This is a genomic window from Streptomyces sp. NPDC007164 (genome assembly GCF_040634135.1).
In the GTDB taxonomy this organism is placed as follows: Bacteria; Actinomycetota; Actinomycetes; order Streptomycetales; family Streptomycetaceae; genus Streptomyces; species Streptomyces sanglieri.
In genome coordinates this window covers 151,808-166,294 of sequence record NZ_JBEYFB010000017.1, presented here as the reverse complement: position 1 = coordinate 166,294, position 14,487 = coordinate 151,808, and the positions used below count along the sequence as shown (strand labels likewise).

The 14,487-nt window shown below is 68.1% G+C and carries 12 protein-coding genes and 2 pseudogenes; 12 read left to right on the top strand and 2 right to left on the bottom strand.

Going from position 1 to position 14,487, the window contains the following annotated elements; all coding sequences use genetic code 11:
- Both uvrA and ABZ622_RS22350 read left to right on the top strand, forming a co-directional pair.
- Window positions 1–2,508: excinuclease ABC subunit UvrA (gene uvrA, locus ABZ622_RS22355; protein ID WP_360545702.1), on the top strand; the 2,508-nt coding region annotated here is incomplete at its 5' end.
- On the top strand, window positions 2,505–3,575 hold the full coding sequence (locus tag ABZ622_RS22350; protein WP_360545700.1) for an RNA polymerase sigma factor: 1,071 nt from the start codon (window positions 2,505–2,507) through the stop codon (window positions 3,573–3,575). The genes uvrA and ABZ622_RS22350, both read left to right, overlap by 4 nt.
- Here the strand turns inward: ABZ622_RS22350 and ABZ622_RS22345 are convergent.
- On the bottom strand, window positions 3,488–4,186 hold the full coding sequence (locus ABZ622_RS22345; RefSeq protein ID WP_360545698.1) for a hypothetical protein: 699 nt from the start codon (window positions 4,184–4,186) through the stop codon (window positions 3,488–3,490). The two genes, ABZ622_RS22350 and ABZ622_RS22345, sit on opposite strands and share 88 nt — an antisense overlap.
- 200 nt (window positions 4,187–4,386) lie before the next feature.
- On the opposite strand from ABZ622_RS22345, the gene ABZ622_RS22340 reads away from it, so the two are divergent.
- Window positions 4,387–4,968, top strand: a complete 582-nt coding sequence (locus ABZ622_RS22340) for a 3-oxoacid CoA-transferase subunit B (RefSeq protein WP_360545720.1) — start codon at window positions 4,387–4,389, stop codon at window positions 4,966–4,968.
- 60 nt (window positions 4,969–5,028) lie between these two features.
- Here ABZ622_RS22340 and ABZ622_RS22335 read toward each other — a convergent pair whose 3' ends face one another.
- Entirely contained in the window at window positions 5,029–5,694 is a 666-nt protein-coding gene (locus tag ABZ622_RS22335; protein WP_360545696.1) for a helix-turn-helix domain-containing protein, read from the bottom strand.
- A gap of 115 nt (window positions 5,695–5,809) precedes the next feature.
- On the opposite strand from ABZ622_RS22335, the gene ABZ622_RS22330 reads away from it, so the two are divergent.
- The 9 genes and pseudogenes from ABZ622_RS22330 to ABZ622_RS22290 all read left to right on the top strand — a co-directional run.
- Window positions 5,810–6,070 carry a hypothetical protein gene (locus ABZ622_RS22330; RefSeq protein WP_360545694.1) on the top strand — a complete coding sequence of 87 codons (261 nt, stop codon included), beginning with the start codon at window positions 5,810–5,812 and terminating at the stop codon, window positions 6,068–6,070.
- A gap of 81 nt (window positions 6,071–6,151) precedes the next feature.
- Window positions 6,152–6,406: a hypothetical protein gene (locus ABZ622_RS22325; protein ID WP_360545692.1), complete on the top strand. Its 255-nt coding sequence runs from the start codon at window positions 6,152–6,154 to the stop codon at window positions 6,404–6,406.
- Window positions 6,407–7,154: 748 nt separating this feature from the next.
- The gene (locus ABZ622_RS22320; protein ID WP_360545690.1) at window positions 7,155–7,751 is read left to right on the top strand and encodes a GntR family transcriptional regulator; all 597 of its coding nucleotides are present in this window, start codon (window positions 7,155–7,157) and stop codon (window positions 7,749–7,751) included.
- Complete coding sequence (locus ABZ622_RS22315; protein WP_360545688.1) at window positions 7,751–8,518, top strand: DsbA family protein; 768 nt, start codon at window positions 7,751–7,753, stop codon at window positions 8,516–8,518. Before ABZ622_RS22320 ends, ABZ622_RS22315 begins: the two co-directional genes overlap by 1 nt.
- 219 nt (window positions 8,519–8,737) lie before the next feature.
- Window positions 8,738–11,392, top strand: coding sequence for a pyruvate dehydrogenase (acetyl-transferring), homodimeric type (aceE, locus tag ABZ622_RS22310; protein ID WP_360545686.1), 2,655 nt, complete (start codon window positions 8,738–8,740; stop codon window positions 11,390–11,392).
- A 6-nt stretch (window positions 11,393–11,398) separates the two neighbouring features.
- The gene (locus tag ABZ622_RS22305) at window positions 11,399–12,646 is read left to right on the top strand and encodes a 2-oxo acid dehydrogenase subunit E2 (protein WP_360545684.1); all 1,248 of its coding nucleotides are present in this window, start codon (window positions 11,399–11,401) and stop codon (window positions 12,644–12,646) included.
- Window positions 12,647–12,838: 192 nt separating this feature from the next.
- Window positions 12,839–13,298: pseudogene (locus tag ABZ622_RS22300) on the top strand (IS6 family transposase); the annotation flags it as partial.
- 222 nt (window positions 13,299–13,520) lie between these two features.
- On the top strand, window positions 13,521–13,715 hold the full coding sequence (locus ABZ622_RS22295; RefSeq protein ID WP_360545682.1) for a hypothetical protein: 195 nt from the start codon (window positions 13,521–13,523) through the stop codon (window positions 13,713–13,715).
- Between the two features lie 323 nt (window positions 13,716–14,038).
- Window positions 14,039–14,296 (top strand): annotated as a pseudogene (locus ABZ622_RS22290) (transposase); the annotation flags it as partial.
- Between the last annotated feature and the right edge of the window lie 191 nt (window positions 14,297–14,487).

Sequence of the window (14,487 nt, the reverse complement as noted above, 5' to 3'; positions counted from 1 at the left end):
CGGATCGGCCACCCCCACTGCCCCGAGTGCGGCGAGCCGGTCAGCCGGCAGACACCGCAGCGCATCGTCGACCTGCTGCTGGACGAGGACGAGGGAACCCGGTTCCAGGTCCTGGCCCCCGTCGTCCGCGACCGCAAGGGCGAACATGTCGAGATCTTCCGGCAGTTGTCCGCCGATGGATTCAGCCGGGTCCGGGTTGACGGGACGGTCCTTGCGCTGACGACGCCGCCCGAACTGGACAGGCGCAAGAAGCACTCGATCGACGCGGTCGTCGACCGGCTGACCGTCAAGCCCGGTATCCGGCAGCGGCTGACGGAATCAGTGGAAACCGCACTGGGGATCGGATGCGGCGTCCTCCGAGTCGAGTTCGTGGATCAGAAACTCGGCTCGGCCGGCCGCGAGTTGGTGCTCTCCGAGGAGATGGCCTGTCCGCGCTCCCACGACATCGGTCTGGAGTCGCTGGAGCCCCGGCTGTTCTCCTTCAATGCGCCCTGGGGTGCCTGCCCCACCTGTACCGGCCTCGGCTCGCGCCTGGCGGTCGACCCCGCTCTCGTCGTGCCGGACGACACCATGTCACTGGCGGAGGGTGCCATCGCACCCTGGACCAACACCAGCGGCGCCGATTACTACACCCGCCTGCTCGAAGCCCTGGGCGCAGACGTCGGCTTCAGTGTCACGACCCCCTGGTGTGAACTTCCCTCCGGTATACGTCAGATGGTGCTGCACGGTGCGGAACGGCGGCTGCACCTGACGTACCGGAACCGCTTCGGACGTGACCGCTCGCACGTGGCCCGCTTCGAAGGAGTCATCCCGCACATCGAGCGCCGCTACGCCGACGGCGCCGAGTCCGCAGCCGGCCAGAACCGGTTCGCCGGGTACATGCGCGCGGAGCCGTGTGCAGCTTGCGGGGGCGCGAGGCTCGCCCCGGGAGTTCTCGCGGTCACGGTCGGCGGGCGCAGCATCGCTCAGACGGCAGCCCTGCCACTGGGTGAACTCGCCGCATTCATCGATGAGTTGGAGCTCAGTGCCCGTGAGCAGCGGATCTCCGAGGCGCTGCTCACGGAGACCGGCGAACGGCTGCGGTTCCTCCTCGATGTCGGCCTGGACTACCTCTCGCTCGACCGGCCCGCCGCTTCCCTCTCGGGCGGAGAGGCGCAGCGCATCCGGCTTGCGACCCAGATCGGCGCGGGGCTGACCGGCGTGCTGTACGTGCTGGACGAGCCGTCCATCGGGCTGCACCAGCGCGACAACCAGCGGCTCATCGAGACCCTGAAGCGGCTGCGCGACCGCGGTAACACGGTGTTCGTCGTCGAGCACGACGAGGAAACGCTGCGGAACGCCGACTGGGTGGTGGACGTCGGCCCCGGCGCGGGCACACACGGCGGCCGGATCGTCTGCTCGGGCACCGTGCAGGAGCTGGCCGTACATCCTGAGTCCGTCACCGGCGCCTACCTCTCCGGACGTCGCACGATCCCCCTGCCCGCCCGGCGCAGAGAGCCTGAACCGGGCCGCGCCCTCACCGTGCACGGAGCATCCGAGCACAACCTGCGCAACGTGACGGTGTCGTTCCCTGTCGGTCTGTTCACCGTGGTCACCGGCGTCTCGGGCTCTGGCAAGTCGACCCTGGTCAATGACATCCTGCACGCCGCACTCGCCCGGAGCGTCCACCGTGCACACAGGGTGCCGGGCCGGCACCGCACCATCACGGGCATCGAGTACATCGACAAGGTGGTCCAGGTCGACCAGTCGCCGATCGGCCGCAGCCCCCGCTCCAACCCGGCGACGTACACGGGCGTCTTCGACCATCTGCGCAAGCTGTTCGCCCAGACCCCGGAGGCAAAGGTGCGCGGCTACCAGCCCGGCCGGTTCTCCTTCAACGTCAAAGGCGGCCGCTGCGAACACTGCTACGGCGACGGCACCATCAAGGTCGAGATGAACTTCCTCCCGGACGTCTACGTCCCGTGCGAGGTATGCCAGGGCGCCCAGTACAACCGGGAGACCCTCGACGTGCGATACAGGGAGAGATCCATCGCGGACGTGCTGACCATGACCGTGGCCGAGAGCCTGGACTTCTTCGACGGCCACCAGATCCTCTCCCGGCATCTGCGGGCCTTGGACGACGTCGGGCTCGGCTATGTGAAGCTCGGCCAGGCAGCCACCACTCTGTCCGGCGGTGAGGCGCAGCGCGTCAAGCTCGCCGCCGAGCTCCAGCGCCGTACTCGTGGGCGCACCCTCTACGTGCTGGATGAACCCACCACCGGCCTTCACACCGCTGATGTCGCCCGCTTGCTGACGGTGCTTCAACGACTGGCCGACGGCGGCAACACGGTCGTCGTCATCGAGCACAACCTCGACGTGATCAAGTCGGCCGACCACTTGATCGACATGGGACCGGAAGGCGGACACCGGGGAGGCGAGGTCATCGCCGAAGGCACCCCGGAACAGGTCGCGGCCGACGTCCGATCGCACACTGGGCGGTATCTGAACGCCCTGTTGGAGCCCATGTGAACGCCACGGACATGCAGCGCCCGGAGAAGGCCCTGCTCCCGGAGCACGACGAGACCGCCGCCCCCGGGCTCCCTTCAGGAGACGGCACAGTCGACCAGGTCAAGGACTACCTGCGGCTCATCGCCAAGGTCCCGCTGCTGACCGCCGAGCAGGAGGTGGAATTGAGCAAGCGCATAGAAGCTGGACTGCTTGCCGAGCATCTCCTAGCCGAAGAACGGGGCCCAGACACGCATGTGCGCCGGGAGTTGGCCCTCCTTGCTGAGGACGGCCGCCGCGCGAAGAACCATTTCACCGAGGCCAATCTCCGCCTGGTGGTCGCCGTCGCCAAGCGCTACACCGGGCGCGGACTGCAGTTCCTGGACCTGATCCAGGAAGGCAACACCGGACTGATCAGAGCCGTGGAGAAGTTCGACTACGCCAAGGGCTTCAAGTTTTCCACGTACGCGACCTGGTGGATCAAACAGGCGGTCACCCGGGCCCTGGCCGACCAGAGCCGCACCATCCGCATACCGGTGCACACCGTGGAGATCATCAACCGCGTGGCGCGGATCCGCCGTGAGCTGATCAACAAGTCCGGCGACGAGCCTACCCTCGAAGAACTGGCTGAGAAGGCGGACGTCCCGGTGGAACGGCTGGCCGAACTCAACGCCTACAACAGGGAGCCAGTTTCGTTGGAAGCGGCTCTGTCCGACGACGGGAACACCGAGTTCGGCGACATCATCATGGACGGCGACTCGCCCTCCGCCTGGGACGTGGTCGCCTTCGGCTTCCTCCGGCAAACCATCCAGACCATCCTGGCGGAGATGGCCCCGCGCGAAGCCGGCATCATCTCCCTGCGGTACGGGCTCTCGGGCGGCAGCCCCAAGACTCTGGAAGAGATCGGGAAGGTCTACGGCGTGACACGCGAACGGATACGCCAGGTCGAGGCCAAGACGATGAGCAAGCTGCGCCACCCTTCACGCTCGCACATGCTGCGCGACTATCTCGATGACGACAGGTGTGTGGACCAGGAGACGGTGCTGGCGAAGGGGATCCGGTCGGCGGCGTCGGGGCGCAGGAGGCTGTAGGCGTAGAGCGTGGCCCGGTCGTGGCCCAAGGGGCCTTGGCCCCGTGCTTCCCAGTCCAGTAGGCGCAGTTCGGGGGCGGTGAGGCTGGTCCCGTACAGATCTCCGTGGACAGTCGTCCGTTGAGTGACGGCGGGGGCTGGGATGCCGAGGAAAGCCGGGGTGGCGCGTTCGACGTACTCCTGGCAGAGCGCGACGCGGTCGGTGGTGGTGGCCGCCACCTTCTCCGGCGCGCCGTCCAGGGAGGGCCACCGGCTGTCGGGCAGCTGCGGCTGGAGGCGCAGGACGGGGTTGGTGGAGACGACCGGCTGGTTCGGGTGCTCGCTCAGTTCTGTCCGGCAGGCGGTGCCGTCGGCCTGTGTGTCGTGGCCGGCCAGTAGCGCGGGCCGGTGGCCGCCAAGGGTTGCCGGCCGCCTGCTGGGCGGTATCCGAGCCTTCCCCTGGTTTGCCGTGGGTCTTGTCCTGCGGGGCGGATGTCGTCCGTAGCCATACCTGCTGTCCGGTTGTGGTGTGTCTTCACGACCGAGGGCACGACCGTCCCAGCCCGAGAAGGGCTCTCCGTCGGTGCGGGTCATCTTCAGGGCCTGTGCCGTGCGTTCGTGCTGGGCCCGCATGCGCTGCTCGTCGGCCGGGTTGGAGGGGCGAGTACACAGGGGTCTCCCGCAAGTGGATTGATGTTCGAGGAGGCGCACGCCCGTAAAGCGGCCTGCTGCCAGTCTGTCGGAGCGGCGGTGGGGGCCGGGCCGGAGCGGCCTTCCGGAGCGCGTGCTGCGGTTGGTGACGGTGGTCGGGTGCCGACCACCGTCACAGGGGTCTGCGCGTTGGCGAGTACGTCAACCTCGGCATCGGCCTGCCGACGCTGATCCCCAACCACCTGCCCGACGGCATCCACGTCGTGCTGGTGTCGGAGAACGGCATCCTCGGCACCGGCCGATTCCCGTACGAGGACGAGGTGGACTCCGATCTGATCAACGCGGGCAAGAAGACGGTCGCCGTGCTGCCCGGCGCCTCCCTCTTCGACTCCGCACTGTCTTTCGGCAAGATCCGCGGCGGCCACATCGACGCCGCCGTGCTCGGCGTCACGCGGGTCTCCCAGGACGGCGGCCTCTCCAACTGGGCCATCCCCAGCAAGATGGTGACCGGCATCGGCGGTGCCTTGGGCCTGGTGCACGGCGCCCGACGGGTCGTCGTCGCCATGTCCCACACCGCCAAGGGCGGCAGCCCGAAGATCGTCGAGGCGTGCGGCCTGTCGCTCACCGGCAAGGCCTGCGTCGACAGGATCATCACCGACTTCGGCGTCCTGGACGTCACCGAAGGCGGCCCGGTCCTGGTCGAGACGGCGCCCGACGTCACCACCGAGGAGATCGTCGGCAGGACGGCCGCGAAAACCCGCTGACGCCGCACCCCCTCATCGTCGACACCGACGGGGCACGCGCCGAGCAGCCGACGCCATCAGCTACCCGCCCGCGGGCCCCCGGTCGGTGACGGCCGGGCGGCCGGCGGCGGCGACGAGGTCGGCAAAGCTCAGGGGAGAGCCCGGCGCCGGGGCTGCTGCGGACCCGGTCGCGGCTGCCGTGTGCAACCCGTCGAGGGCCAGGTCGAGGTGGCGGTGGAGGAGGTCGTCGTCGGTGTCGAGACGGTCCAGGCCGCCGGGGAGGGGACGGGAGAGACGGATCGAGAGCAGTATGAGGTCGCCCATGCCCACGTCGAGGCGGAGCTGGCCGGACCGGTGTGCGGCGTCGATCAGGGCTTCGACGGTGCTCGCGGTGCTGGTACGGATGCGTACGAGCTCCTCGTCAACCACGAGGCCTTCGAGCAGGACGAGAACGGCCGCGCCCATCCGCAGGTCCGCCGCGGCGTGGACGAATCGGCGCAAGGCCGCGAAGGCGTCGTCGTCCACCGCGGCGGCCACTTCGGCCACGCCTTCCAGGCGGACGAGCAGGTCTCCGGTCAGGTCCCGGACGAGCGCCTCCCGGTCGGGGTAGCGCCGGTAGAGCGTGCCGGGCCCGACTCCGGCCCGGCGCACGATCAGGTCCAGCGGCGCGTCGAGGCCGTGCATCAAGAAGACATCACGGGCCGCGTCGAGGATCCGTCGCCTGCTGCGTGCCGCATCTGCCCGCACGGTGTACCGCCTTCCATCGCCCCACCGAACCGGAGAGTTCCTCTCCGTTATGTTATCGCCCCTTAAGCAGAGAGAAATTCTCCGCTTAAGGGTTCAATACCGAAGGGAGCGCGCCATGAACGGCGCACTGACCGTCCGGACCGTGATCGACGGCACCGAGTACACAGGACGACATCCGCCGTTGGGAACTGGGCCGCGCCCGCTGCTCAAGGACCGGATCGGGGACGAGCCGATGCGGGAACTGCTCACCGAGGACCTCCGGGCGGCGGACCGGGCGATGGCCCCGCTCCCGGACGCCTCGGGCGGTGCGTGGCGGTCCGCCGTGACCGAGATGGAAATCGGCGGGATCACCTCTGAGGAGTTCCAGACCTGGTGACAGGGCCGGCTCGCGAGCGCCGACCGGGCGGCGCTGCTCTCGGCCAATCCGGAGCACTACCTCGCCGACTCGGCCGACGGGGTGGTCGAGATCATCGAGACCATCGGCTCCGGACCGCTGCGTTTCTTCCTCACCTTCCACGACGGCGTCGCGATCGAGGGCGAGGGCCACGAGACCTGTCCCGTCCGGATCGGCGGCGCCGGCCGACTTACGGACGGCACCGAGATCTGCCGCATCATGCATGAGTTCGATGACGGTCCGCACGGCCTGCGCATCCGCCTGACGATCCAGTTCCCCGCACTCGCCCCCGAGCACGTCTTCACCGGCCACCAGTGACACTTCGCCTGCGAGTTCCTCAACTGGCCGGAGGCCGCGCACACGGCTCAGTGACGACGACCGAACGGCGTCGGGGAACCCCCTGCGCTGCCGGGTTCCCCACCCCGCGGCCCGGCCGGCGCACACCACGCACCACCTCTGTCATCCCTCATGCGGACCAGAGAATCGCCGCCCGATCCGGACACACCCTTCCCCGCGACGCCTCTCCCGAAGCCCTCGCCCTGGGAGCACCGTCCGCCGCACTGTGCGGCATCCGCGACACCGCCGAGGCACCGCACCGCCGCGGCATCACGGCGGGCACTACCGCACCCTCGCGCCCGCCCTCATCCTCGGCGTGCGCCTCCTATGCGGTCAAGCAGTACACCGTCACCCCTCGTGCTGAGCGAGGTCGAGCAACTGCTCGGTCGCGCCTCTCCCTGAGCGAGGCCAAGCAGCCGGCGTGAGGGCTCTGTCCGGCGACAGGCTCTGTGGTCATTCGCCGAGGCGAGTGATGGGAAAACGCGCTGCGGCACTGGTCAGCAACCGACAGATCGCGGGGTTGGGCCCACATCCGCAACGCCTATGCGCGGCAACAGAGGTAGCCGCGATTGCGATTCGTCGAGTACTCTACTGATAGATGATCGATCATTGCTCAAATGGTGAGCAGAGGAGAGCCGAGTTGTCACTCCCCACGAGCCCCCCAACCCCCCAGCCCTCCGGAGCGACCAGGCCGGGCTTCTCACTGGAGCGGGTTCCTCTGCATAAACGCGTGCGTACATTCGTCCTCGAAGGCCTGGTGGCCGGCCGCTGGGAGCCCGGAGACCGCATCGTCGAGCGCCGGATCGCGATCGAACTGGGCATCAGCCAGGCGCCGGTGCGCGAGGCACTGCGCGAGCTGGAGACCATGGAGCTCGTGACGTCCACACCCAACAAAGGCGTCCGGGTACGAGAGCTGACCTTGGATCAGCTCCGGGATGTGTACCTTGTGCGCGCCTCCCTGGAGCGCCGCGCAGTCACGCTGGCCGCCCCCCGGCTGGCCGGCAACGTCGCCGCACTGGAACAACACCTGCTCGAGATGCGCCGCGCGGCTGTCGAGGGGGACATTGACGGCCAGGCTCTGCACGGCGTGGCCTTCCACCGCACCATCGTCCACGCATGCGGAAATCCCGTGCTCATCCGGCACTGGGACTGGCTGGGCGTGGAGGCTTGGACCCGCCTCTCCCTGCGGTGGTTGCGCACGGAACTGCACGACAACGTGGAGGACCACGAGGAGATCACCGAAGGCCTGCTCCGCGGCGACCCGCACCTGGGACGCCTCATGGAACTGCACATCATGGACTATGCGCATGAATCGAGGAATGCTTGATGCCTACGACCGAAGCTCAGGGCCTCGCAGACGACGTACCGCCGCACCACGTCGCGCGCCTCGCCGATCCGCGCACCACCACACTCCCCGGCACCCTGACGGTCTTCTCGGACATCTGGTGCTCCTTCGCGCACGTCGCCTTGCATCGCCTGCACAGCACACGGGAACGACTCGGCCTGACCGAGCGGATCCGGCTCAACCACCGCGCCTTCCCTCTGGAACTGTTCAACAACGGGCCAAGTCCACGCCGTGGCACCGACTCCGAGGTCGGAGGGATCGCGCATATCGAACCGAACGCCGGATGGCAGATGTGGCGCTCACCCGACTGGAAGTTCCCGTCCACCTCACTGTTCGCCCTGGAGGCAGTGCAGTTGGCCAAGGAGCAGGGGCCTGCCGCGGCCGAGGCGCTCGACCGGGCCATACGCCGGGCGTTCTGGGCCCACAGCAGGCCCATCGGTGCCCGTTCGGAGATCATTGCCCTTGCTCGCGAAACCCCCGAAGTGCGCGAAGAGCTGGTCTCGGCAGGCCTGGACGACGGTCGAGCCCGTCGCCTCGTGACGCTCGACTTCGAATGCGCCCGTCGCCACCAAGTCCGGTGCAGTCCGCACGTCTTCGCGTCCGACGGTCGCGAGTGGGCCAATCCCGGCGTCGAGGCGGCCTGGCACGGAGCCTACGGAACCGGCTTCCCGACGATCACTCGAGACGATCCGCACGTATGGGAGACGATCCTGCGCACCGCCGACGAACTGGCCGAACAACAACGGTGAAACATACACACATTTGATCGATCATTGAACATTGCTAGCCAGTAGCTTCCGATCGCACGATCTGACAGCAAGTGATTTCTGTAGAGAGAAATCAGGCTTCCACAATACGGAAGATTGAGTGCAAGGGTTCGACGACCACGGCCAGCCGGTTCCAGCACACCAACGGCGGCCAAAGGCATATCCGGTTCCGGTCGGCCCGCGTCACAGAAGGGTACTCCCATGTCCTTGAACCACCAGCTGGACCAGCTGCCCGAACCCGACCCCCAGGAAGTGGCCGAATGGCTCGCTTCCGTGGACGGTGCGGTCGGCGCCATCGGCCCGCAGCGCACAGGGCGACTGCTGCAGCGAGTCGTCGACCACGCGCGCCAGGTGGGAGTACCTCTGCCGCCACAGTCCGTGACTCCGTACGTCAACACGATCCCGACCCCCGCCGAGCCGGCCTATCCCGGCGACGAAGCGATGGAGGCACGGATCACGGCGTGGAACCGGTGGAACGCCGCTGTCATGGTCACCCGTGGCAACGAACGCGGCGGCCTGGGCGGGCACATGGCCACCTACGCGTCGGCCGCGTGGCTCTACGAGGTCGGCTTCCAGCACTTCTTCAAGGGCAAGGATGCCGACGGCAGCGGCGATCAGCTCTACGTCCAGGGCCACGCCTCGCCCGGCGTCTATGCCCGCGCTTTCCTAGAAGGGCGCCTGAACCAGGCCGAGTTGGACCGCTTCCGGATGGAAGCGGGTGGCGGCGGTCTGCCGTCCTATCCGCACCCGCGGCGGCTGCCCTGGCTGTGGGAGTTCCCGACCGTGTCCATGGGGCTCGGCCCTCTCTCGGCGATCTACCAGGCACGCTTCAACCGCTACCTGCATCACCGCGGGATCAAGGACACCAGCCACAGCCACGTCTGGGCGTTCCTCGGCGACGGCGAGATGGACGAGCCCGAATCCACGGCTGCCCTCGCACTCGCCGCCCGCGAGGAACTCGACAACCTCTCCTTCGTCATCAACTGCAACCTGCAGCGCCTCGACGGCCCGGTACGCGGCAACTTCAAGATCATGCAAGAGCTGGAGGCCCAGTTCCGCGCGGCCGGCTGGAACGTGGTCAAGGTGCCCTGGGGCGTGGAGTGGGACGGCCTGCTCGCGACCGACTCCGACGGGCTGCTCCTCAACGCTCTCGACAACCTGCCCGACGGCCAGCTGCAAACCTTTGCCGCCCGCGACGGCGCGTACATCCGCGAGCGATTGTTCACCGGCGCGCTCGCCGGACTCGCCCGCCCCTACAGCGACGAGGCCCTCGCCCGGATCGTCGGCACCTCGCGCGGCGGACACGAACCGCGCAAGATCCACGCTGCCTACCAGGCCGCGCTCAAGCATCGTGGGGCTCCCACCGTCGTCATGGTCCAGACGGTCAAGGGCTGGACGCTGGGCCCCGGCTTCGAGTCACGCAACGCCAACCACCAGATGAAGAAGCTGTCCGGCAAGGAGTTCCGCGTCATGCGTGACCTCCTCGACCTTCCCATCCCCGACTCCCAATTGGGTGAGGGTCTGGTGCCTTATGCACACCCGGGGGCCGACTCCGCGGAGGTCGCCTACCTTCAGGAACGTCGCCGCGCACTCGGCGGCCCCGCGCCCGCCCGCCGGGTCGTACCCCGGCCGCTCCCCGCCCCCGCCGACAAGCCGTTCGCCGCGCTCGCGAAGGGGTCGGGCAACCAGGCGATCGCCACCACCATGGCCTTCGTCCGCCTGGTCAAAGACCTGATGCGGGAGAAGGAGACCGGTGCCCGCTGGGTGCCCGTCGTCCCCGACGAAGCCCGCACCTTCGGCATGGAGTCGCTGTTCCCGTCCGCCGGGATCTACTCCCCCAAGGGCCAGACGTACGAGCCCGTCGACCGAGACCAGCTCCTTTACTACAAGGAGTCCACCAGCGGTCAGATCCTCAACGAGGGCATCACGGAAGCCGGTTCACTCGCCTCCTTCACCGCCGCCGCGACGTCGTACGCGACGCACGGCGAGCCGATGATCCCCTTCTACATCTTCTACTCAATGTTCGGCTGGCAGCGCACAGCCGACCAGTTCTGGGCTCTCGCTGACCAGCTGGGCCGCGGCTTCGTGGTCGGCGCCACCGCAGGACGCACCACCATGACCGGCGAGGGCCTCCAGCACGCCGACGGCCACTCACACCTCATCGCCTCCACCAACCCCGCATGTCTTCCGTACGACCCCGCCTTCGCCTACGAGGTCGGCGTGATCGTCCGCGAGGGTCTGCGGCGCATGCACGGCGAGAGCCCCGAGGACGTCTTCTACTACCTCACCGTCTACAACGAGACCAAGATCCAGCCGCCGATGCCGCAAGCTGAGGGCATCGAGGCGGGCATCCTGCGCGGCCTGTACCGCTACCGGCCCGCCGCTGCGGCCGCCGCAGACGTTCCGCGCGCACAGCTGCTCGCCTCCGGCACCGCGATCCACTGGATTCTGAGAGCCCAGGAACTGCTCGCCACCGACTGGAACGTCGCCGCCGACGTGTGGTCGGCCCCCTCCTGGACACTGCTGCGCCGCGACGCCATGGAAGCCGAGGCCCAGGGCCGCACTCCGTACGTCACCGAAACACTGGCCGGCACTCCGGGGCCCGTCGTCGCCGTGTCCGACTGGATGCGCGCGGTGCCGGACCAGATCGCTCCCTGGGTGCCACAGCAGTGGACCTCCATGGGCACCGACGGTTTCGGCCTCTCCGACAGCCGAGCCAACGCCCGCCGCCACTTCGGTGTCGACGCCGAGTCCATCGTCGTACACACCCTGCGCACGCTCGCCGCCCGCGGCGACGTGAAACCGGACGTTCCCGACGCCGCCGCCCAGCGCTACGGCCTGACCGGGAAGGAGTGAACCACCATGTCAGTCTCTGTATCCCTGCCCGCGCTGGGCGAGTCGGTCACCGAGGGCACCGTCACGCGCTGGCTGAAGGCCGTCGGTGACGAGGTCGCCGAGGACGAGCCGCTCCTGGAGGTCTCCACCGACAAGGTCGACACCGAGATCCCCTCGCCCGTCGCCGGTGTTCTCCTCAAGATCGCTGTCGCCGAGGACGAGACCGCCGAGGTCGGCGCCGAGCTCGCCGTCATCGGTGCCGCCGGTGCCGCTCCGGCCGCCGCAGCCCCGGCCCTCCCGCCGGTCACCCCGGCTCCGGCCGCTCCGGCCGCCGTGTCCCCCGCGGACGACGGCGCCTACGTGACCCCGCTGGTACGCAAGCTCGCGTCGGAGAGCGGCGTGGACCTGTCCACCGTCCAGGGCACCGGCGTCGGCGGCCGCATCCGCAAGCAGGACGTCATCGCCACCGCCGAGGCCGCGAAGACGGCCACGCCCGCCACTGCTGCGCCGGCCGCCGCCGCGCCGAAGGCCTCCGTCCTGGGATCACCCCCGCTGCGTGGCCGGACGGTCAAGCTGCCACGCATCCGCAAGGCCATCGCGGACAACATGCACATGGCCCTGCACGAGCAGGCCCAGCTGTCCTCGGTCATCGAGGTCGACAGCACGAAGCTGATGAAGCTCCGGGCCAAGGCCGGGGACAGCTTCGCCGCCCGCGAGGGCGTCAAGCTCACCCCGATGCCGTTCTTCGTCAAGGCCGCCGTCCGGGCGCTGAAGGCCCACCCGGTCATCAACGCCCACCTGAACCACGACGAGAGCACGATCACCTATTTCGACTCCGAGGACGTCGGCATCGCCGTGGACTCGGGGAAGGGCCTGATGACCCCGGTCATCAAGGGCGCGGGTGACCTCGACATCGCGGGCATCGCCAAGCGGACCGCCGAGCTGGCCAACAAGGTCCGTACGAACAAGATCGCCCCGGACTACCTGGCCGGCGCCACCTTCACGATCTCCAACACCGGGTCGCGCGGTGCGCTGTTCGACACGGTCATCGTCCCTCCGAGCCAGGTTGCCATCCTGGGCATCGGCGCCACGGTCAAGCGCCCGGTCGTCGTCTCCGACCCGGAACTCGGTGACACGATCGCCGTGCGCGACATGACCTACGTGACGCTCTCCTACGACCACCGCCTGGTGGACGGCGCCGACGCGGCCCGCTATCTGACGACGGTCAAGCAGATCCTTGAGGCGTGCGAGTTCACCGCCGAGCTGGGTCTGTAGCCGCTTCAGGAAAGCCTCAGATGCTGAGGACATGGGCATGTCCGGCCCGAGCGACGGGCGCGGCGAGCTGGTCGGGCCGATCTGGGTCCGCCCGATCAAAGGTCGGCCAGGACGCGCTCGTCGGGCGTTGTCACGTGACTGACCGACCTGGGATGATCTTGGAGTTGATCGTGCTGGACACGGGGATCGCTCGTGTCGTCCGCACCCCCGTCGTACAAGGGACACCGGTACCCGGTGGAGATCATCGCGTGCTGCGTGTGGCTGTACTTCCGTCTCCCGCTCAGCTTCCGCGAAATCGATGAGCTGATGCGAGCGCGGCGTGCTCGGCTCCCATGAAACGGCCCGCCGCTGGTGCTCCAAGTTCGGGCAGGCCTACGCCGGCGCGCCGCGCCGCCGGCAGCTCCGCCCCGGGGACAAGTGGCATCTGGACGAGGTCTTCATCAAGATCAACGGCGAGTTGAAGTACCTGTGGCGGGCCGTCAATGCCGACGGCACCGTGCTCGACACCCTCGTACAGAACCGGCGGGACACCACTGCGGCCAGCTGGTTCTTCCGCAGACTGCTGAAGAAGACCCGTACAGTGCCCCGGGTGGTTGTCACCGACAAGCTCCGTTCCTACGGCGAGGCCCACCGCGAGGTCATGCCCTCGATCGGCACCCGACACACCATAGGCACTCACGCACTCAACAACGTGACAGCCCCCGCTTGAGGCACCGTCTCCCGAGCTGCTGCCGAAACGCTGCTCCGCAACGTGAACAAGCCTACTCAGCCGGTTCGCCCCTGTTGTGGTGAATGAATCCCCGAACTGATCACTACTGGCCGGACGCGGGTAGATCAGCACACGTACCCGCACCCAACACACGGGAGATGGACAATGAAGAGGAATCTCGCCTGCGCAGCAACCCTGGCCAGTCTGGTCGCCGGACTCTTCGCCGTTGCCGCGCCCTCAGCATCGGCATCGGACGTCATCTTCGTCAACGAAAGCGGCCCCGGTGACGCCGTGATCAGCCAGGTGAAGCTCTCACCACGTCACGCAGAGCGCGAACGACAAGAGCGTCACCACGGGTGACATCAGTACGTGGGTGGAGGGGCTGCTGCAGAACAGCTCCCTCGCGTTCGAGGTCGAGGGTGCCGAGCAGGATCAAGGGGAGAAGAGCTGAGCTGAGCAACCGTGACTGGAAGCCCCGACCGCATCCAGCCCGACCACCTTGCTGAACGACACCACCTCCCCACCTCGGTGCCAACCCGGCCTGGCCCCGCACACGACGGCCCTGCCCCCGCCACCGTACTGACCAGGAAGAACAGCCCTGACCAGCAAGAAAACCCGGTGCGATTAGGCACTGTTTCTCGAACCCCCTGACCTGAGAGGGGTGTTGGGGCCAGGCCGACTTCATGGGCCGTGGGGATCTGACGAATACGGAGTGGGCCCGGCTGGAGTCGTTCCTTCCTCCCTTCCTCCTGGTGGTGGCGCGTGAAGGCCGATGGAGCGATCACCGTCGGGTGATCAACGGATTGCTGTACCGGGTGCGAACCGGTGTGCAGTGGCGGGACCTGCCGGAGCGGTTCGGGCCGTGGGAGACGGTCTATAAACGGCATCGTCGCTGGTCGGCTGATGGAACGTGGAGGATGCTGCTGTCTCGCATCCAGGCAGCCGAGGACGCCGTGGACCCTTTCTCGTTCCGGGACGTGGACGATCCGTTGCTGGGGATGGCCGCACCGGGATTGGGGGGACAGCCGTAGTGAGTGGGGCTCCTGCTGCGCATAGCGTCTACGGTGTGAAACATATACGGAACAGGGCGAAGAGATCCCCCTTCGACGGGCACCGGCCGGCCCGGTCTGCA